The organism is Microbacterium sp. 20-116, assembly GCF_041079415.1.
GTDB lineage: Bacteria > Actinomycetota > Actinomycetes > Actinomycetales > Microbacteriaceae > Microbacterium.
The window spans coordinates 186622-206861 of the sequence record NZ_JBFYGP010000006.1; the positions used below are offsets into that span (position 1 = coordinate 186622).

Below are 20240 nucleotides of genomic sequence, written 5' to 3' on the forward strand. Positions count from 1 at the left end.
TGGGACCCGGGGCCGATCCGATGAGGGGGATCAGCGCGTGAGGGACGCGCCGTTGGATCGGATGACGTCGGCGTACCAGCCGAACGACTTCTTCCGGTAGCGATCGAGCGAACCGGTGCCGTCGTCGTTGCGGTCGACGTAGATGAAACCGTATCGCTTGCTCAACTGGGCGGTGCTGGCGCTGACGATGTCGATGCAGCCCCACGAGGTGTAGCCGAGCACCTCGACGCCGTCTTCGATTGCCTCGCCGACCTGCACGAGGTGGTCGTTGAGGTACGCGATGCGGTAGTCGTCGACGACCGTCTTCTCGCCGTCGACCTCGACGAGCTGGTCGCGCGCTCCCAGACCGTTCTCGACGATGAACAGCGGCTTCTGCCACCGGTCCCAGAACTGGTTCAGCACCAGGCGCAGGCCCACGGGGTCGATCTGCCAGCCCCACTCGCTCGCCGGGAGCGTGGGGTTCGGCACGCCGCCCATGAGGTTTCCGCGGCCGGCGACCTTCTTCTCGGGGTCGGCGGTCTCGGCGATCGACATGTAGTAGCTGAACGAGACGAAGTCGACGGTGTTGGTCAGATCGTCGCGGTCCTCATCGGTGATGTCGAGCTCGATGCCCTTCTCGCGGAGCGTCCGCAGGAAGTAGCCCGGGTAGGCGCCGCGGGTGTGCACGTCGCCGTAGACGAGGTTGCCGTGGTCGGCCTCCATCACGGCGACGGCGTCGTCGGGCGACGGCGTCAGCGGGTAGATCGGCATCGACAGCACCATGCAGCCGACCTTCGCGTCGGGGGCGACCTCGCGGGCGATGCGGGTGGCACGGGCGGATGCCACGAGCTCGTGGTGCATCGCCTGGTACAGCTGCTGCTCGGGAACGCCGCCCTCGGGGATCGGGATGCCGCCGCTCATGAAAGGCGCGTGCAGCAGGGAGTTGATCTCGTTGAAGGTCAACCAATACTTCACGCGGGCGCCGAACCGCTCGAAGAGCGTGCGCGCGTACCGCTCGTAGAACCCGATGAGCTCACGGTTGGTCCACCCGCCGTACTGCTCGGCCAGGTGCAGCGGCGTCTCGTAGTGCGAGATCGTCACGAGCGGCTCGATGCCGTGCTTCTCGAGCTCGTCGAGCACGCGATCGTAGAACGCCAGGCCCGCTTCGTTGGGCTCGGTCTCGTCGCCCTTCGGGAAGATGCGGCTCCACGCGATCGAGAAGCGGTAGACGCCGAACCCCATCTCGGCGAAGAGCGCGATGTCCTCCGCGTAGCGGTGGTAGTGGTCGATGCCGATGAGCTTGAGGTTGTCGGGCGTCGGCTGCTCGCTGCGCGGACCCGAGATACCCTTCGGCATCACGTCCTGCACCGAGTACCCCTTACCGTCCTCGTCGTAAGCGCCCTCGATCTGGTTGGCGGCGGTGGCGCCGCCCCACAGGAAGCCGTCGGGGAAAGGAGTGTTCGTCATGTTCTGTGCCTCCAGGGAGTCAGCGGGCGGTGGAGAGGGAGTCGACCGAGATGGCGCGGAACAGCGTCTCGCCGTGCGAGAGGGGCCCGGATGCCACGTCGGAGACGTCGGGGTACAGGTCGCCGTTGGTGACGATGACCGGGGTGATCAGGTCGTAGCCGGCCTTCTCGATCGCGTCGCCGTCGAACTCGACGAGCAGGTCGCCCGCCTTCACCTCGGTGCCGGACTGCACCTTCAGCGTGAAGTGCTCGCCGCCGAGCTTGACGGTGTCGAGACCGACGTGGATGAGCAGTTCGACGCCGTCCACTCCGCGCAGGCCGATCGCATGACCGGTCGGGAACGCCGCGACGACCGTGGCGTCGAACGGCGCGTAGACCGCGCCCGAGGTGGGGCGGATCGCGACGCCCTTGCCGAGCGAGCCGTCGGCGAAGGCGGCATCCGGAACCTCTGTGAGGGGCACCACGGTGCCGTCGACCGGGCTGAGAACCACCGTGTCGGTGGCGACCGCCGGGGTGGCGGGGGCGGCGGCGTCGACCGGGTCCGTGAAACCGAACACCACGACCAGCACGAACGGGACGGCGATGGCCACGAGCAGACCGATGCCGAGCATGAGCATGTTGCCGTTACCGAGCAGGGCAGGAAGAGCCAGACCGGAGGGCACGACGAACGCCTTCGAGAACACGCCGCCCATCGCGATGAGCGCGCCGCCGAGCGCGCCGCCGACGACGCCGAAGGCGAAGGGGCGCTTGAGGGGGAGGTTGATGCCGTAGATCGCGGGCTCGGTGATGCCGGCGAGGAAGCCCGACAGCGTGGCCGGAGCGGCGAGCGAGCGCAGGTTCTTGTTGCGGGTGCGCACCAGTACGCCGGCGACGGCGGCCGCCTGGGCGAGCACGGCGGCGAACACGGGGCCGAGGAGCAGGATCTGACCGGTGGTCTGGTATTCGAGCTGGAACAGCGGCACGAGACCCCAGTGCAGGCCGAAGATCACGAAGACCTGCCACAGACCGCCCATGATCGCGCCACCCAGCCACGGGAGGGTCTGGAAGACCCAGCCGATGCCGGCCGCGAGGCCACCGCCGACGAGGCTCGAGATCGGGCCGATCACGAGGAAGACGAGCGGCACGGCGACGAGCACGACGATCATCGGGGTCAGGAAGCGGCGCACCGCGCCGGGCAGGACCTTGAGCAGGAAGCGCTCGGCGTAGCTCTGCAGCCACACGATGATGATCACCGGGATGACGCTCGAGACGTAGCTGACCATCGTGACCGGGATGCCGAAGAAGGTGATGTCGGGCTGACCGTTCAGCGCCGTGATGGTCGGGTACACCAGAGCGCCGGCGACGGCGAAGGAGGTGAACTCCGACGCCTTGAAGTAGCGGGCCGCGGTGATGGCCAGCGCCAGCGGCAGGAAGTTGATCAACGCATCGGACAGCGCGTTGAGGATCGTGTAGGTCGTGCTCGTGGCGTCCAGCCATCCGAAGGTGACGGCGGCGGCGACGAACGCCTTCAGCAGACCCGTGCCCGCGAGGGCCCAGAGGATCGGCGTGAAGATCGACGAGATCATCGTGATGAACCGGTTGAAGAGGTTGCCCTTCGCCCCGCTCTCGCCTCCCTCGGCGTCGCCGCCGAGCGTGGTCTGCGACTGGATCGCGGCGTACACGTCGGGCACGTCGTTGCCGATCACGACCTGGTACTGACCGCCCGCCTGGGCCGTGGTGATGACGCCGGGCGTGGCGCGGATCGCCGCGGCATCCGCCTTGCCCTCGTCTTTCAACACGAACCGAAGCCTCGTCGCACAGTGCACGAGGGATTGGACGTTGCTCTCTCCACCGACACCGGCGAGGACCCCCGCCGCCGTCTTCGCGTGATCCGCCATCGGAACCGCCTGCCTTTCGCCGCATCGATGCGGCCTGTTCGAATGTTCTGTGGCGACGCTGCCGGGTGTTTCGGGCAATAAAAAAGACCCGAATCCGTTCATCGCTCGTCAGCGATGTGGATTCAGGTCTTGCCCGCTCGCGCGGTAACAATCCGGAAAACGTCGGCAGGGTGTGACGCCTGCGACGGTGACTATAGCACCGGGGCGTCGGGGCCGCCACTGTCGTCGGCGCGGCCCAGGCTCGTCGCGAGGCGCTCGACATGCACCGTGAGGTAGAGCACCTCCTCGTCGGTGAGGGTCGACCCGGTCGCCGCGAGGACGTAGGCCTTGACGGCCTCGGCGATGCCAAAGGCGCGGGGGTAACGGTGCTTGGCGAACTCGAAGAAAGACGAGTCGCCGCTCGAGAGCATCGCGCGGTTCACGAGCCGCTGCAGCAGGAAGCGCACGTGCAGGATGAAACGCGCGTAGTCGGGGCTCTCGGTGTCGAGCGCGACGCCGAGGCCGGTCTCGACGGTGCGCACGACGTGCTGCACGCGGCGGAACAGCAGGGCCGCGGTGCCGTTGGGCTCGTCGCGCGTGGCGTTGAGCAGGTGCATCGTGAGGAACACGCCCTCTTCGGGCGGGAGCTCACGGTCGAGGGATGCCGCGATCGAAGTCGCCATGCGCTCCGCGGCGCGTGATTCGTCGGGGTGGAGGATCCGTAGCTCGGGCATGGAGGTGCCGGGGATGCGGATGCCCTGGTCGAGGCGCTCGATCACGTAGGTGATGTGGTCGATGACCGCGAGCGGCAGCCGGCGCCCCAGGTCGCGACCCAGGTCGCGCTCGGCCTGGTCGACGGCGTGCAGGACTGCCTCGACGAGCGCATAGGGCGCGTCGGTGAGGAGCTTCTGGGCGTGAGCGGTGTCGCTGCCCTGCTCGAGGACGAACGTCTTCTCGACCTTCGCGGGATCGACGCGGCCCTCGTGCTTGAGCTGGAAGCCGATGCCTCGACCCATGAGCACGCGCTCGCGGCCGTCGCCGTCGATCGCCACGACGACGTTGTTGTTCAGAAGCTTCTGCACGCCGCCGGGCGGGAGGGAGACGTCACCGGCACCGGGCATGGGATGCATCCTAGGGTGCGGTCCCGCTGCGTACGCGCGTGAGGGGCGAGAACGGGACTCGTCGGGCCGAGGAAGGACCGCTCGCGCGGCGGTGAAGCGCCCAGCCGCGGCGCAGATGCGCCCGGTACCCTGGAAACCATGACTGATCAGCCCCCCGTGCGCACGACGACGCCCCGCCCGGTGCGCCCCGAGGGAGCCCCGGCGAACACCGGCATCCGCCAGGTGCGCCCCAAGACCGAAGGATGGCAGCAGGCCAAGGACGAGACCGGTCGTCCGCTGCTGCAGTTCGCCAGCCCCAAGCGCGGCAAGCCGCCGGTGCACCTCGCCGACCTCACGCACGACGAGCGCATCGCCAAGCTCAAGGAGCTCGGCCTCCCCGGCTTCCGCGCGAAGCAGCTCGAGAAGCACTACTTCACCCACTACACCTCCGACCCGGCCGACATGACCGATCTGCCGGCATCCGGTCGCGAAGAACTCGTCGCCGGAATGCTGCCGCCGCTGCTCACCGAGGTGCGCCGGCTCGAGACCGACCGCGGCGACACCATCAAGTTCCTCTGGAAGCTGCACGACGGCGCGCTCGTGGAGTCCGTTCTCATGCGCTACCCCGGGCGCATCACGCTGTGCGTGTCGAGCCAGGCGGGGTGCGGCATGAACTGCCCGTTCTGCGCCACCGGCCAGGCGGGACTGACCCGCAACATGTCGGCGGCCGAGATCGTCGAGCAGATCGTGCGCGCCAACGCCCTCATCGCCGCCGGCGGCCTGGGCGGCAAGAAGAGCTCCGACCACTCGCTCGACCGTGTGTCGAACATCGTCTTCATGGGCATGGGTGAGCCGCTCGCCAACTATGCCCGCGTCATGCAGGCCGTGCGCGTCATGGTCGACAAAGACCACGGGCTCGGCATGAGCGCCCGCGGCATCACGGTGTCGACCGTCGGTCTGGTGCCCGCGATCAAGAAGCTCGCCGACGAGGACATCCCGGTGACCTTCGCGCTGTCGCTGCACGCGCCCGACGACCACCTGCGCGACGAGCTCATCCCGGTGAACTCGAAGTGGAAGGTCGACGAGGCCCTGGATGCCGCCCGCGCCTACTTCGACAAGACCGGGCGCCGCGTGTCGATCGAATACGCCCTGATCAAAGACATGAACGACCACGCCTGGCGTGCCGATCTGCTGGCCGACAAGCTCAACGCCCGCGGCCGGGGCTGGGTGCACGTGAACCCGATCCCGCTGAACCCGACTCCGGGCTCGATCTGGACGGCATCCGAGGTCCCCGTGCAGAACGAGTTCGTGCGCCGCTTGAACGACGCCGGCATCCCGACGACCCTCCGCGACACCCGCGGCAAAGAGATCGACGGGGCGTGCGGCCAGCTCGTGGCGACCGAAGAAGACGAGGCAGCCGCCGAGGCGACGCCCGTCGGCTGAGCCCCGTCCCCGACCGACTCCCGCCGCTTCAGCCTGCTACGGCCGTAACGACCAGGTTGTCCACGTAGTGGCCGGTGGCCGGGTCCCACGCCCCCGCACACGTCACGATCCGCAGTTCCGGGGTGGGGACGGGAGCGTAGATCGACGCGGTGGGGAAGGTGTCCTTCTCGACGGTCTGCAAACCGGTCACGACGAAGGTCGCCGTCGTGCCGTCGCTGCGCGATATCGACACCCGGTCTCCGGCTTCGAGCCGCGGGAGGTCGAAGAAGACGGCGGGGCCCGTGGGTGAATCGACGTGCGCCGCGATCACGGCAGGTCCCACGGCTCCGGGCAGCACGCCCTTCTCGTACCATCCGACCGCGTTGTAATCGGTGGGGGCTTCGATCCACCCGTCTGCTCCGCGATCCAGACCGACGAGGTCGGAGTCGACGCCGATGGCGGGAATCGAGATGTGCGTGGGCGTCGCGGTAGAGGCAGCGGGCGCTGAGACCGGGTCCTGCAGCCCCGCTGCGGCCCCGCGCGCGTCGCCTGCGGCGGCGGCGCCCCCGCTGGTCGCGCCGGCCGCCGCCCCGTCGTCGCTCAGCGGCGGGCAGCCGCCGAGCACATCGTCGCTCAGCATGGCCGTGGTCAAGGCGTTCCATGCGTCGCCGTAGTACGTCGGCGTGCTCGAGGAGGTCTCGGTCATGCGCGAGAGGTCCGCGCGCGCGGCCTCGTCGCGATCGCCGCCGGCGAGGGCTGCGGCTCGAGCCGCGTAGGCGCTCGCGTGCCGATCGCCGGTGACGCCCCCGCCACCGGAGTCCAACTCGGCGGGCAGCACCTCATCCGTGGGGAGCGCGTCGGCCATCCGACCCGCGAGGGCACGGTCAGCGGGATCGCACGACTCCGCGAAGCGGATCGGCGTGCGAACGGCGTCGTATCCGTACCGCGGCTCGCCGCCGCCGCCCGCGGAGCCGGCGATCGCTACCGTGCCGTCGTCGGCGACCGTTGCCCAGTTGGTCGGCAGGGGATTCGCATCGAGCAGAGCCGCGGTGGCTGCGCGACTGCCCTCGGCCAGTTCGTCCCACCGGGTGTCCCCCGACGCGTCCGACAACACCGCGTATGCGGCCGGCGATGCGTAGGAGGGGTTGTAAGCGTGCGGCGTCGAGGTGGCCCACGGCCCCGGCAGCAGGATGCGGCCGAGGGCGGTGGTCGCGGTCATGCGATCGAGCAGCGCCGTACCCAGCTCGACTCCTCGCTCGCGGAGGTCGTCGCGTCCGAACTCGTCGCCGGCCAGCACCAGGGCGCGCGCGGCGTCGAGGTCGGCGTCGGAAGCGGGCTGATCGTCGACGACGGAGCCGTCCTTCCACTGCCAGGACAGCAGCAGGTCGTCGCGCTGCAGGTTGTCGACGGTCCAGTCCCAGATCCGGTCGAACTGCTCCTCGTCGTCGGCGGCCACGGCCAGGAGCAGGCCGTACGCCTGCCCCTCACTCACCGTGTCGCCACCCTGATCGGTTCGCACGACGCGTCCGTCGTCGACGTAGGTGGACAGGAACGCGGATGCCGTGGCGACGGTACGCTCGCGGGCGTCGGAGACCTGCTGCGCCGGCGCGGTGCATGCACTGAGCGTCACGACGCAGACCGCGGCGACGACAGCGGTCGCGAGGGTCTTCCTCCCGCGCATCATGCGGTGCCCTTCGAGGACCGACGGCGCAGCACCACCATCGTCGCAACGAGTCCGCCGAGGAGTGCGACGACGCCGCCGATGAGCCCAGCGGGCGCCGCGGACTGCACCGCCGTGCCGCCGCCGCCCGTGTGGATACCGCCGGTGGGCATGTCGGCGAGAGTCGCCGAGTCGGTGACCGTCCGGGCGGTCAGCGCGCCCGCGGCGTCGTCGAGCACGAAGATGGTCGAGACGCTCCCCGCGGGAAGGGCGACGGCGGAGGATGCCGTTTCGTCTGCGCCCGAGAGCTCGAGGTTCCAAGAGCCGGCGGGCACGGCGGCGTAGCCGGTTGCGGAGCCGGAGGTCACGGCCTGCGCGATCGACCGGCCCTCCGCCGTGTCGACGTCGACGCGGGGCTCGAGCGTGGACGCCTGCACGACGCGCACGCGTGCCTGGCCCTCCGCCGGGGCGGAGAGGTCGTCGTCGAAGACGGTGGTCTTCAGCTCGGCGTTGCGCCCGTATGCCGCAACGGTGATGGGCTCTCCCGCCGACACCTCCACCGACTGCTGCACGACGGGTTCGGAGTCGTCCGTGGCGTCGGAGGGGACCATCGACACGACGTACGTTCCCTCGGCGAGAGGGATGTAGTCGCTCACCGCGCCGTACGAGACGTCGTCGAGCTCGTAGACGACCGCACCCCCGGCCAGCGCGGTCATCTGCACGTCGACCGATTTGGTATCGGGCGAGAGATGCGCGACCCGGGCCCAGCCGCTCGGTGCGGCCTGTGCGGCCATCGCCGCGGGCGCCGTTGCGACGCCGAGGGCCAGGGGGAGTACGGCTGCGGCGGTCAGGGCAAGGCCGCGCAGGCCGATCCGAGACCGACGGGCGGGACGGGGGGAAGGGGAGGAGATGGTCATGGCGGATCCTTTCTTCGGGGGGAGGGGGATCGAACGGGTGAACGGGATCATGAAGCGGGACGGGGGAGCAGGTCGGTGGGTTCGTCGGGTGAGAACGTCACGATCACCCCGGCGTCCCCTCGCTCGACCGAGACCGGGCGCAGAGGACCCGCGAGCGACGAGAAGAACCGCACGACTTCGTCGGCGCCGGGAGCGTCACCGCGTGCGTCCTGACCGGCGAACGAGCTCACGACGAGCTGCCGGTGGACGCCCGAGGGGTCGCCTCCCAACTGCGCGATGTCGGCGATATCGACGCGACCGGTCGCCGCCAACTGGCCCAGCGTGAGCAGGATGCGGCCGTCCACGATGCCGGAGGTGAGCAGGTCCTGCTCCGGGCCGGGCACACCGACGTCGGGGTTCTGCAGGAGCTGCTGACCGGCGACGGATCGGGCGGCGTAGAGCCCGTCGTCCGAGGCCTGGGCCAGTGCCGCCTGGTTGCGATCGACGAGGCGCACGTCGACCTGTTGCGCGCCCTCGCCGAAGGACGCCACCACCACGCTGTTGTCGATCGCCTGCCGCACCGTGGGGAACTCGGTGGGGAACGTGCGCATCGAGTCCGTGGTGACGACGTAGTCGTAGTCGCGCCACCCGTCGGGAGCGAGCCGCTGCACGTCGGTGTCGGTGTCGGCCTTGTAGTACCAGACCACGTTCTCGCGGTCGAAGCCGGCGTCGACGAGATCGACCCACATCGCGTCGTCGACGAGCATGCGCGCGTCTCCCGGCGCGTTCTGGGTCATCCATGTCTCGGCGTCACGGAGGGGGCGATCGAGGTCGGCGAGCAAGAAGCCCCGGAGCTGCGCCGCCCACAGCGGCCCGGCCGCGAGGAGCGCGACGATCAGGCCGGAGGCCAGCGCGACACCCGTGAAGCGCTGCGCCACGGCGTCCGCGCGCAGCGTTTCGACGGCCCGTTGGCCCATGCCGGCCACGACGATCGCGGCGAACGGCAGCAGCATGATGACGTACGGCACAGGGAGGTAGCCCCCGCGGAACATGAACGCCGTCAGCGCCAGCAGAGTGATCGCCCACGGCCTCAGGCGACGAACGAACAGCGCGGCGACGGCGGCGGCCAGCGCGGTCACGATGAGCACGGCGTCGAGCTGCCACCACAGACCGATGGTCCGCGACATGAGGCTCTCGGGATCGAAGAGCGATCCGCTGCCCTCTCGCGACGACAGCTGGAAAGCGAGACCGTCCCACAGGCTCACCCGACCGGGTGCCGGGGTCACCTCGCCCTTCACCAGCGCGAACGCCACGTAGGTCAGGCCGATCAGGGCGAGGACGGAGGCCGCGACCGACACCGTGTACCGACGCGTCGTCCGGTCGGCGCCCCGCCACATGAACCAGGCCACGAGCGGAAGTGCCAGCAGGTAGGTCTCTTTCGTGAGGACCGCCACACCGAAGGCCGCCGCCGCACCGGCGTAGCCGATCAGCTGGGCGCGCCGACTCATCGCGAGCAGCAGCGCACCGAGCAACCACGCGGTCGCGATGTTGTCGAGGTACACCTGACGGTGGAACTGCACCGCGAGCGGCGACAGCAGGAAGATCGCCACGGCGACGGATGCCGTGAGCCGGGCGAATCCGATGCGGCGTACGAGGCACCACAGCAGCACCGCGGCGATCGCGGTCGCAACCAGCATCGCCTCGCGGGCGGCGATCACGGCGACGTCGTATCGGTCCCACGCGTCGGTGAGCCCGGCCCACGCCGCGATCTGGATCCACCCGAGCGGCGGATGGTCGTACCAGTACGTGTAGTGCGTCAGCTCGCCGAGATTGCCGAGGCTCCACGCCTGGGCGGTGTAGGTGCCCTCGTCGTCGATGCGCTGGGGTGAGCCGCCCAGGTTGAGGGCATTGACCAAGATGCCGATGAGCAGCGGAGGCACAAGCCACGCGGCATCGACCAGACGCTCGCGCCACCGCGATCGTCGGGTCTCTGACACCCGCTCCGCTCGACGAGAGGCGGGGGCAGGGGACGTGCGATCGAGGATGGAGGTCATCGGGTCACCGCCACCGTCGTGGTCACGAGTTCGGACGTCGCGGCCGGGGCCGCGGCGGCATCCCGGTGCGCACCGGTGTGCTCGGTCTTCTCCCAGCTGCCGTCGCCCTTGAGCTGGCGAACGACCGAGCGCACGGCCGCGGCGGCGAGGAACACCTGGTAGGGAACGAGGCCGAGGACGAGACGGACGTAGTCGCGCACGCGCACTTTCTTGTCGTAGACGCGTCCGAACTCCGTCAGCCCGGCAGCCTCCGCGACGAGGGTGATCACCGTCGGCACCAGGGGGAGGAACGTGATGAGGGCGACGGGCGTCGGCACCTTGACCAGCAGGATGAACGCGATCGAGATGGGGATCAGCAGTCCGGTCGCCGCCTGCAGGAACGGCATGTTCAGCAGGTAACGGGCGTACATGCGCTGGCGCAGGGTCGGCAGTGCCTTCCATTCGCCTTTGCCGAGCACCTGCAGGAAGCCCTGGTTCCAGCGCGTGCGCTGCTTGTAGAGCGACTTCAGCGTGGGTGGGGTCTCCTCACGCGTGACGTATTCGGGGTTGTAGGCGACGACGACCTTCGCGCCGTCGCTCGACAGGCGCACGCCCAGTTCGCAGTCCTCGGCCAGGCACTGGTCGTCCCAACCGGCCGACCACTGCAGCCGCTCGCGAGTGACGAAGACGGTGTTGCCCCCGAGCGGGATGAATTTCGACCGGGCGTGGAAGTGCAGACGCGAGCGGAACCAGAAGTAGTACTCGAGCACGTTGCGCAGCGACCACCAGCTCGTTTCGAAGTTCATCAACTGCACGCCGCCCTGAACCACGTCGGCGCCGGTCTCCTGGAACTTGGAGTCGACGACGGTGAGCAGACCGGGGTGCACCTCGTCTTCCGCGTCGAACACGCCGACCACGTCACCGGTGGCGATCTGCAGGGCGCGGTTGAGCGCCTTGGGCTTGTTCTTGGGGACGCTGTCATCGACGACGACCTTGATGAGGTCCGGATGCCGCGCTGCCGCCTGGCGGACCACGAGCTCGGTGCCCGGGTCGTCGTGCCCGACGATCGCGATGATCTCGAAGTCGGGGTGATCCTGTTGCGCGAGGCGATCGAGGGTCTGGCCCATGACCTCCTCTTCGTGTCGGCCGGGGACGAGGAGCGTGAAGCGGTGTCGAGCGGGTCGCGGGGACGAGCTGAACTGCGTCGCCCGCAGGTCGTCGGCGGAGCGCCAGGCGTGCAGCATCCACCACAGCGTCGTCGTGGCGACGACGGTCAGGCCGAGCGCGAGCACGATGACGCCGCTGTAGCCGAGCCATTCCCCGATCGACCAGTCGGGAAGGAACCCGCCGGGGGCGGAAGTACCGGGCTGGACGGGGATGACGGTGTCGGTGACGCCGGTCGAGCCTTGACCGGGGGCGGGGGCGACCGGCGTCAGCAGGGGATCGGGCGTCGGGTTCGGGGCGGTCTGCGAAAGGAGGGGGGACTGCAGCAACGACAAAAGAACCTCCAGCGTCCACATGGACGGTTCGAGGGCGGTAAGGGGAGTTGCGCGACGACCGGGGGCGAAAACGTCTTGCACATGTGGTTCGGGGGCAGGCGGGGGGAATGGTTTGGACGGCACAGGGGATTGCCAGGCTCGGAGGTCGAGGCCGTACCCCGATGTCGCGTTCGAAGACGAGAACGGACACCTTCTCGACGTCACCGTCGAGCGGCGGGTCGTTCATGGCGCAGGGGCCCGGCCCGCAGCTCATGGAGACTCCCGTCGGCGGGTTCGCCGTCACGGTGCTCGGATGAGATGCCGCCTCCCCGCACGGCGCCCCGGTGACCCACACGGTGTGGGCCGCTCAGACCGGGGGAAGGGTGCGCGGCTCCTGGCCGATCGAACTCGATATCGTCGAGGGGCCGACGGTCGCGGTCACCGCGTGGCTGGTCGACGTCGATCCGACCAGCCCGGGCTGAGCCTGCTCCCCGGCTCGCCTCGCCCGGCGGAGAATCCATGAGGGCGGCGCTGCACCGGCGTCCGCGATGTCGCAGGCCGCGACGGCGGCCTCAGCGGGCGCGGCCTGCGCCCAGCACGTGCGTGCGAAGGTCGTCGAGTGTCTGCTGCATGTGCTGGTCCATCGCGCGGCGCGCGCCCTCGGCGTCGGCGTCGCGCAGCGCCTCGAGCACGTGCTCGTGCTCGGCGATGGCGTTGTGCTGGATGACGCGGACGGCCGACGTCTGTGCGCGGCGCTCCGAGAGCACCTCGGTGAGCGGAGCGAACATCACCGTGAGGAAAGGGTTGCGCGATGCGGCGAGGATGCGGTCGTGGAACGACAGGTCGGCGGCGACGAAGGATGCCAGGTCGTCGGCCTCGTGAGCGTCGCGCATCGCCGCGAGGTCGGCGGCGATGGCCTCGACCTCGTCAGGTCGTGCGCGCTCGGCCGCGAGGGCGGCCGCACCCGTCTCGAAGATGCGGCGGAGCTCGATCAGCTGCTCGGCGGCCGAGGCGTCGCCGGTCGCGGAGGTGGCGGCGAGCACGGCGCTGAGCGAGGTCCAGCGCGCGAGCGGCTGGACGAACGATCCGCGTCCGCTCTCGACGCGCACGACGCCGCGCGCCTGCAGGGTCTTGATGGCCTCGCGCACGGTCACCCGGCTGACGTCGAAACGCTCGCCCAGCTCGGGTTCGCTGGGCAATACCTGATCGGCGACGAGTCGGCGCGCGACGATGTCGTCGAACAAGCCGTCGACCACCTCGTCGACACGTGAGCGTCGTGCCATGGCATCCCCCTTCTGCTCCAACCTAATCGCCGGGCCGGGGAACTCTCGTCCCCGACCCGGCGTCGATGCCGAATGCCTCAGCCCGCCAGGGCGAACACCGCCCAGGTCAGCAGGAAGCCGGCCACACCCAGGATGGTGGTCAGCACCGTCCACGTGCGCAGGCCGTCGGCGACCGTGAGGCCGAGGTAGCGCGTGACGATCCAGAAGCCCGCGTCGGTGACCATCGACAGGCCGAGCGAGCCGAAGCCCACGGCCACGGCGATGGCGGCGATCTGCATCGGGCTGTACCCGGCCTCGGCGACGCCGGCCGACAGCAGGCTGGCCGTGGTGACGATGGCGACGGTTGCCGAGCCCTGCGCGGCGCGGAGCGCGAGCGTGATGAGGAACGCCGCACCCAGCAGAGGGACGCCGAGGTGTTCGAGCGTGACCGACAGGGCGGTTCCGATGCCCGAGGCCTGCAGCACCGCGCCGAACACGCCGCCGCCGGCGACGACCAGCAGGATCGACGCGATCGGGGGCATGGAGCTCTCGAACACCTCGTTCGTGCGGGCCAGACCCCAGCGGCGACGGACCGGCAGCACGAAGAAGGCCACGATGACCGCCACGAGCAGGGCGAAGGCCGGGGTGCCGATGAAGGTGGCGATGCCACGACCGCTCGATCCGGCCGGCAGGCTGAGCGAGAGCATCGTGCCGACGAGGATCTGCACGATCGGAAGGGCGATCAGGGCGACGACGGTGCCGGTGCTCGGCGGCGCCATGACGGTTCCGTCGGCGCGGCGCGACTCGATGACCGTGGAGGTCTGCCCGAACTCCGCCATCTGGGTCGCGACCCGCGGTGCGAGGGCGTACTCGGTGCGGTTCATGATGCGCGCGACCCAGAAGCACAGGAAGCCGAGAACCGCGCAGATGGGCAGGGCGATCGCCGTGACCAGGCCCAGGTCGGCACCGAAGACACCGGCACCCGCCACGATGCCGGGGTGCGGCGGGACGGCCACGTGCACGGCGAGCATGAGACCGAACATCGGCAGGCCGAACACGATCGGCTTGACACCCGCGATCTTGCTGAAGGCGTAGAGGATCGGCACGAGCACGATGACACCGACCTCGAAGAACACCGGGATGGCGACCACGAACGCCACGATGGTCAGGGCGATCGCCACGCGGCGCGGCCCGAGGCGGTCGGTGAAGCTCTCGGCGAGCTGCTGCACGCCGCCCGACACCTCGATGAGGCGGCCGAGGATGGCGCCCAGCGCGATGATGATGAGCACCTTGCCCATGGTCGAGCCGACGCCGTTCGCGACCAGGGTGAAGACGTCACCGGCGGGGATCTGCGCCGAGATCGCCACGACGACGCTCGTGATGAGCAGCGAGACGAACGCGTGCACCTTGAACAGGATGATGAGCACGAGCAGCAGGGCGATGCCCGCCGCGGCGATGGCGAGCAGGGGACCGGTGCCGAACTCCACCGCCGGGGCGATGGGCGGGGTGTCGGCCGTGAGGATGGGAAGCATGGCGGGATCTCCTTCGATCTCGGGTGAACGTGTCGTCAGCCGTGACGACGTTCGGGGGCGACGGCGCGGATGACGGCGGAGTCGTCGTTCGAGCCCAGACCCTGGGCGCGACCGCTGAGGTAGAGCTGCTCGGCGGCGGCGGCGACCGGGGTGGGCAGGCCCACGCGACGCGCGGCGTCGCCGACGATGCCCATGTCCTTGACGAAGATGTCGAGAGCGCTCAGTACCTCGGCGCCTTCCTCGTCGTACGCCTGGAGCATGCGCGGGCCGCGGTTGCCGAGCATGAACGACGCGGCGGCACCGCCCATGAGGGCCTCGAGCGTCTTCTCGGGAGCGAGTCCGAGGGCGTCGGCCAGGGCGAGGGCTTCTGCCGCGGCGGCGATGTGCACGCCGCAGAGCAGTTGGTTCACGGTCTTCAGCGCCTGGCCGTCGCCGGCGTTGTCACCCACGACGGTCAGGGTGGATGCCAGGAGCTCGAGCACGGGTGCCGCCTTCTCGCGCGCGGCGGGGGAGGCGCCGACGACGATGAGCAGGTCGCCCTGACCGGCGCGCACGGGACCGCCCGAGAGCGGCGCGTCGACGAGATCGATGCCGTCCGCCTCGAGGCGCTCGGCGACGGGACGGATGCCGGCGGTGCCGACGGTGCTGGTGAGGATGACGACCGATCCCGGGCGCAGTGCGGGCGCGATGCCGCTGTCGCCGAAGAGCACGTCGTCGAGCTGGTACTGGTCGCGCACCGCGAGCAGGACGGCGTCGGCCTCGGCGACGGCCGCGCGGGCGGAGGGGAACGGAGTGACGCCCTGCTCCTCGGCGAGGGCGAGGCGCGACGGGGCGATGTCGAAGCCGTGGACCGTGAGTCCGGTGGCCAGGCGGGTGGCCATGGGCAGGCCCATGGCTCCCAGCCCCAGGACGGCGACGGTGGAGGTGGTGGTCAACGGAGAGCTCCTTTGCGTGCGGATGGGTCAGCGGCCGGTGACGGCCGCGGGCGTGCGGGTGAGGGTGGACACGACCTGGGCGAGGGCGTCGTCGTCACCGACGTTGCCCGCGAAGACGACGTACGGGATGCCGGTGGCCGGGCCGTCGGCGGGCTCCCAGAGCGAGATGATGCCGGGCAGCATGGGGCCGCGCACCGTGGCCTGGCGCATCGCGAGCCCGTGGGCGGCGACGTCGCTGGAGGTGATGCCTCCCTTCGCCACGACGAAGCGTGGCCGGGTGCGGGCGACGACCTCGCGCACGACGTCGACGACGGCGGCCGACACGGTGCGGGCGATCCGCAGACTGTCGTCGGCGGTCGCGGCGGTGGTCACCGTGCGGGTCGTGCTGATGACGACGTCTGCGCCCTCCAGCTCGTCGACGACGCGGTCGGCGATGGCGCGGAGGTAGGCGGGCGCGCCGTCGGCGTCGAGCACGCGGGCGACGTCGATCTCGATGTCGGTGAGGTCGGGGTTCGTCTCGCGCAGGCGGGAGAGCTGGCGGGTGGTGACGGCCACGTGCGAGCCCACGACGATCAGCCCGCCTCGGTCGGTGCCGCCGTCGGGGTAGATCTCGGCAGCCGTCAGCGGCTCGCGCCTCTCGCTGCCGATGCGGGCGCGCACGAAGGGCGGTCCCACGCGTGAGAGCAGGGTCGTGCCGCGCCGACGTGCCTCGATCAGACCGAGCGAGATGAGCCGCAGGTCGTCTTCGGTCACGACGTCGCACACGATCGGGGTGAGGTCCACGGCATCCTGGATCGCGTCCGCGACGGCCGTCGCGCCCGCGCGGATGGTGCCGAGGTCGAGCGTGATGACGGCGTGGGCCGGGTAGCGACCACCCGACTTCTCCTCGACCCAGGCCGCGAGGTTCGAGCTGCGGTAGCCGAACGTCGCGTCGCGGGCGAACTCCGTCTCGCCGATCGGTTGCAGGTCATCACCGTCGCGCATGTAGTGGACGCCGCCGACGGTGATGCGACCGGCATCGGGAAAGGCGGGGACGATCACGACCCCGTCGATCGGTGCGCCGCCCGCCGCCGCGACGGCGGCGGCGAGGGTGTCGGTCTCGAGCGGGAAGTGCCCGCGCAGGGTGGAGTCGCCTCGGCTGACGAATTCGACCTCTACTCCCGCGGTGGCCGCGGCGGCGAGGGCGTTCTGCGCCACCTCGAGGTTGCGCAGGCGAGCGTCGTCGTCGCCGAGGCTGCGGGCGTTGGTGAGCACGTAGACGGCCGGGGCCTCGGTGGCGAACACCGCGGCGAAGTCGTCGATCTCCCAGCGGGTGAGCACGGGCAGGTCGGCGACCGACTGCGTTCCCGTCGGATCGTCGTCGAGCACGACGAGGCGGGAGCCGAGCGCCTCGGAGGCCGCGCGCACCTCGGCGGCGCTCACGGCGGCAGGGGCGGGGAATGCGCGGAGGGCGTGCGCTTCGTTCATCGTCTCACTCCTTCGTGGTGTGACCATCAGCGGTCAGGCGTCAGCCATCATATGGCTTAGAGTGTCGGATGCCAAGAGCTGTTCGCCGCGTACCCACCGATGGATGGATGCCGTTTCCCCGGCCCGTCGTGCCGGTCCGCCCCGCTCGCCGCCAGACTGGGGACATGAGCGAGAACGTCGTGCGGGTGGAGAACCTGCGCAAGACCTACCGAGGGGGCCTCGAGGCGTTGCGCGGGGTGAGCTTCGACATCCGCCGCGGCGAGACGTTCGCGCTGCTCGGCCCCAACGGTGCAGGCAAGAGCACGGTCATCGAGATCCTCGAGGGCTACCGTGACCGCACGAGCGGCGAGGTGCGCGTGCTCGGCGTCGACCCGCACCGCGGCGGTCTCGACTGGAAGGCGCGGCTCGGCATCGTCCTGCAGAACACCGGTGAGGCCCCGACCGCGTCGGTACGCGAGCTGCTGGCCCACTTCGCCGCGTTCTATCCGCGGCCCCGCGACGTCGACGAGGTGATCGCCGCGGTGGGGCTGAGCGAGAAGGCGAAGGTGTCGGTGCGCAAGCTCTCGGGTGGTCAGCGTCGCCGCGTGGACGTCGCCCTCGGCATCGTCGGCCGACCCGAGCTGCTGTTCCTCGACGAGCCGACCACGGGTTTCGACCCCGAGGTGCGGCGGCAGTTCTGGGACCTCATCCGCGAGCTGCAGGACGAGGGCACCACCATTTTGCTGACGACGCACTATCTCGACGAAGCCGCCGAGCTGGCGGAGCGCGCAGCGATCATCGTCGGTGGGCAGATGGCATCCGTCGGTCGTGTCGACGAACTCGGGGGACCGTCGGCGCGTGTGCCCTTCGTGCGGTGGCGCGAGGGTGGCGCGGTGCGCGAGGAACGCACGCAGGACCCCGGGGCCGTGGTGGCGGAGCTGTACGCCCGCCTCGGCGAGCCCGAGCGGCTCGAGGTCGTGCGTCCGAGCCTCGAAGACGTGTACCTGTCGTTCCTCGGCGACGAGGCGCGTCGTATCACCGCGGCCGGGGGCGTCGCGTGAGCCGCGTGCTGCGGCTGGGCGCCGCGCGCATCGCCTTCGAGGTGCGTTCGTACTTCCGCCAGGGCGACTCGGTGTTCTTCACCTTCCTCTTCCCCGTGATGATCCTGCTGATCTTCGCCGTCGCCTTCGACGCTCAGACCTTCGGTCCGCCCGGAGACGAGGTGGATGCCGCGCAGTTCTACCTCCCCGCGATGCTCGCCGCGGGCGTGCTGCTGTCGGGCTTGCAGAACATGTCGATCGACATCGCGATGGAGCGCAGCGACGGCACGCTCAAACGCCTCGGCGGCACCCCGCTGAGCCCCGTGTCGTACTTCATCGGCAAGCTCGGTCAGGTCCTGGTGACCGGCCTCCTGCAGTCGGTGCTGCTCATCGTCGTCGCCGCGGTGTTCTTCGGGGTGCCGCTGCCGACCGAGCCGGAGCGCTGGCTGACCTTCGCGTGGGTGTTCCTGCTGGGGGTGACCACGTGCGCGATCCTCGGCATAGGCCTGTCGGCGCTCCCGCGGACCGGGCGCAGCGCCACAGGCGTCGTCATCCCGATCGTGCTCCTGCTGCAGTTCATCTCGGGCGTCTACATCAACTTCGCAGCCCTCCCCGAGTGGCTGCAGAACGTGGCGAGCATCTTTCCGCTGAAGTGGCTCGCGCAGGGCTTCCGCTCGGTGTTCCTGCCCGAGGGCTTCGCCGCGGCCGAGCCGTCGGGCTCGTGGGACCACCCGCTGATCCTTCTGGTGACGGGACTCTGGCTGGTGCTGGGGCTCGCGCTCGTGCGTCTGACGTTCCGGTGGATCCGGAAGGACGCGTGACGGCGAACCCGCCCTCGCACCCTCACGCATAAACGCTTCCCGCGACCATAAACACGCTGTGCTCGCGTTTCCGTGCGCGCAAAGCGTTTATGCGTGAGGGGTAAGGGATGCCGCGGCCCCGGTGCCGGTGGCCGGGTCTAGCGTGGAGGGATGGTCGGTTATCGCTATCTCGGAAACAGTGGATTCAAGATCTCGGAGATCACCCTCGGCAACTGGGTGACCCACGGCTCGCAGGTCGGTGACGACGCGGCGATCAAGACGGTGCACGCGGCTCTCGACGCGGGCATCTCGACGTTCGACACCGCCGATGCCTACGCCAACGGAGCGGCGGAGACCGTGCTCGGAAAGGCCCTCGAAGGGCAGCGGCGCGAGTCGCTCGAGATCTTCACCAAGGTCTACTTCCCCACCGGTCCCAAGGGGCCGAACGACACCGGCCTCAGCCGCAAGCACATCATGGACTCGATCAACGGATCACTCGAGCGCCTGGGCACCGACTACGTCGACCTCTACCAGGCCCACCGCTTCGACTACGAGACCCCGCTCGAAGAGACCTTCCAGGCCTTCGCCGACGTCGTCCGCCAGGGCAAGGCGCTGTACATCGGCGTGTCCGAGTGGACCGCCGAGCAGCTGCGCGAGGGTCACGCGCTCGCCAAGCAGCTCGGCATCCAGCTCATCTCGAACCAGCCGCAGTATTCGATGCTGTGGCGCGTGATCGAGGGCAAGGTCGTGCCGGCCAGCGAAGAGCTCGGCATCTCGCAGATCGTCTGGTCGCCGATGGCGCAGGGCGTGCTGAGCGGCAAGTACCTGCCCGGCCAGCCGGTGCCCGAGGGCTCGCGCGCGACCGACGAGAAGAGCGGCGCGACCTTCATCAAGCGGTTCCTGAACGACGACACCCTCGAGGCCGTGCAGCGCCTGAAGCCCATCGCCGACGAGGCGGGTCTCGCCATGCCTCAGCTCGCGATCGCGTGGGTGCTGCAGAACCCCAACATCGCCGCGGCCCTGGTCGGAGCCTCGCGCCCCGAGCAGCTCGTCGACACCGTGAAGGCGTCGGGAGTGACCCTGGATGCCGACACCCTCGCCGCCATCGACGAGGCGCTCGGCAACGCGGTGTTCTCCGACCCCGAGAACACGTACGAGGTGTCACCCAAGGAGCGCGTGGCCTGAGTCGAGCGCGGGCGGGGCGGGCTTCGGCTCCGCCCCGCCCTTCGTGTTCCGCGGTACCGGGTCGTCCCGCGCGGAAACGCTTCCTGCGACGGGAAACGCGGTGTGCTCGTGTTTCCCGTCGCGTACAGCGTTTATGCGTGAGGGGGTGGA

16 protein-coding genes are annotated in these 20240 nt (G+C 69.9%); 5 read left to right on the plus strand and 11 right to left on the minus strand.

Translation table 11 applies throughout. The features are described 5' to 3' along the window. Positions 1–30: 30 nt before the first annotated feature. The 3 genes from AB6V29_RS12925 to AB6V29_RS12935 form a co-directional block, all read right to left on the minus strand. Positions 31–1446 carry a glycoside hydrolase family 1 protein gene (locus tag AB6V29_RS12925; protein ID WP_369359090.1) on the minus strand — a complete coding sequence of 472 codons (1416 nt, stop codon included), beginning with the start codon at positions 1444–1446 and terminating at the stop codon, positions 31–33. Positions 1447–1465: 19 nt separating this feature from the next. Then, positions 1466–3322, minus strand: coding sequence for a beta-glucoside-specific PTS transporter subunit IIABC (locus AB6V29_RS12930; RefSeq protein WP_369359093.1), 1857 nt, complete (start codon positions 3320–3322; stop codon positions 1466–1468). Between the two features lie 191 nt (positions 3323–3513). Next, a complete protein-coding gene (locus AB6V29_RS12935) occupies positions 3514–4422 on the minus strand; it encodes a PRD domain-containing protein (RefSeq protein ID WP_103208169.1) in 909 nt (302 codons plus the stop codon). Positions 4423–4560: 138 nt separating this feature from the next. Between AB6V29_RS12935 and rlmN the strand changes: the two genes are divergently transcribed. Further along, positions 4561–5844, plus strand: a complete 1284-nt coding sequence (gene rlmN, locus AB6V29_RS12940) for a 23S rRNA (adenine(2503)-C(2))-methyltransferase RlmN (RefSeq protein WP_307313565.1) — start codon at positions 4561–4563, stop codon at positions 5842–5844. Between the two features lie 28 nt (positions 5845–5872). Here the strand turns inward: rlmN and AB6V29_RS12945 are convergent, their stop codons facing one another. Genes AB6V29_RS12945 through AB6V29_RS12960 form a run of 4 tightly spaced genes read right to left on the minus strand, consistent with a single transcriptional unit; the run spans position 5873 to position 11905 of the window. Then, positions 5873–7507, minus strand: a complete 1635-nt coding sequence (locus AB6V29_RS12945) for a class F sortase (protein ID WP_369359095.1) — start codon at positions 7505–7507, stop codon at positions 5873–5875. After that, complete coding sequence (locus tag AB6V29_RS12950) at positions 7504–8400, minus strand: DUF4397 domain-containing protein (protein ID WP_369359096.1); 897 nt, start codon at positions 8398–8400, stop codon at positions 7504–7506. Before AB6V29_RS12950 ends, AB6V29_RS12945 begins: the two co-directional genes overlap by 4 nt. 47 nt (positions 8401–8447) lie before the next feature. Further along, positions 8448–10376, minus strand: coding sequence for an ArnT family glycosyltransferase (locus tag AB6V29_RS12955; protein WP_369359098.1), 1929 nt, complete (start codon positions 10374–10376; stop codon positions 8448–8450). 53 nt (positions 10377–10429) lie between these two features. After that, on the minus strand, positions 10430–11905 hold the full coding sequence (locus tag AB6V29_RS12960) for a glycosyltransferase family 2 protein (RefSeq protein ID WP_369359099.1): 1476 nt from the start codon (positions 11903–11905) through the stop codon (positions 10430–10432). 329 nt (positions 11906–12234) lie between these two features. On the opposite strand from AB6V29_RS12960, the gene AB6V29_RS12965 reads away from it, so the two are divergent. Further along, entirely contained in the window at positions 12235–12372 is a 138-nt protein-coding gene (locus tag AB6V29_RS12965) for a hypothetical protein (protein WP_267788428.1), read from the plus strand. Positions 12373–12462: 90 nt separating this feature from the next. On the opposite strand, the gene AB6V29_RS12970 is transcribed toward AB6V29_RS12965, so the two are convergent. The 4 genes from AB6V29_RS12970 to AB6V29_RS12985 all read right to left on the minus strand — a co-directional run bounded on the left by AB6V29_RS12970 (position 12463) and on the right by AB6V29_RS12985 (position 17086). After that, positions 12463–13173: a FadR/GntR family transcriptional regulator gene (locus AB6V29_RS12970; RefSeq protein ID WP_210076007.1), complete on the minus strand. Its 711-nt coding sequence runs from the start codon at positions 13171–13173 to the stop codon at positions 12463–12465. A gap of 77 nt (positions 13174–13250) precedes the next feature. Continuing rightward, a complete protein-coding gene (locus AB6V29_RS12975; RefSeq protein ID WP_369359102.1) occupies positions 13251–14684 on the minus strand; it encodes a GntP family transporter in 1434 nt (477 codons plus the stop codon). Between the two features lie 35 nt (positions 14685–14719). Beyond that, the gene (locus AB6V29_RS12980) at positions 14720–15619 is read right to left on the minus strand and encodes an NAD(P)-dependent oxidoreductase (RefSeq protein ID WP_369359103.1); all 900 of its coding nucleotides are present in this window, start codon (positions 15617–15619) and stop codon (positions 14720–14722) included. A 27-nt stretch (positions 15620–15646) separates the two neighbouring features. Further along, positions 15647–17086: a four-carbon acid sugar kinase family protein gene (locus AB6V29_RS12985; RefSeq protein WP_369359105.1), complete on the minus strand. Its 1440-nt coding sequence runs from the start codon at positions 17084–17086 to the stop codon at positions 15647–15649. A gap of 164 nt (positions 17087–17250) precedes the next feature. On the opposite strand from AB6V29_RS12985, the gene AB6V29_RS12990 reads away from it, so the two are divergent. The 3 genes from AB6V29_RS12990 to AB6V29_RS13000 all read left to right on the plus strand — a co-directional run bounded on the left by AB6V29_RS12990 (position 17251) and on the right by AB6V29_RS13000 (position 20090). Continuing rightward, on the plus strand, positions 17251–18126 hold the full coding sequence (locus AB6V29_RS12990; protein ID WP_369359106.1) for an ABC transporter ATP-binding protein: 876 nt from the start codon (positions 17251–17253) through the stop codon (positions 18124–18126). Then, complete coding sequence (locus AB6V29_RS12995; RefSeq protein WP_369359108.1) at positions 18123–18926, plus strand: ABC transporter permease; 804 nt, start codon at positions 18123–18125, stop codon at positions 18924–18926. The genes AB6V29_RS12990 and AB6V29_RS12995 overlap by 4 nt, the downstream gene beginning before the upstream one ends. 150 nt (positions 18927–19076) lie before the next feature. After that, positions 19077–20090, plus strand: coding sequence for an aldo/keto reductase family protein (locus AB6V29_RS13000; RefSeq protein ID WP_369359110.1), 1014 nt, complete (start codon positions 19077–19079; stop codon positions 20088–20090). Positions 20091–20240 lie beyond the last annotated feature (150 nt).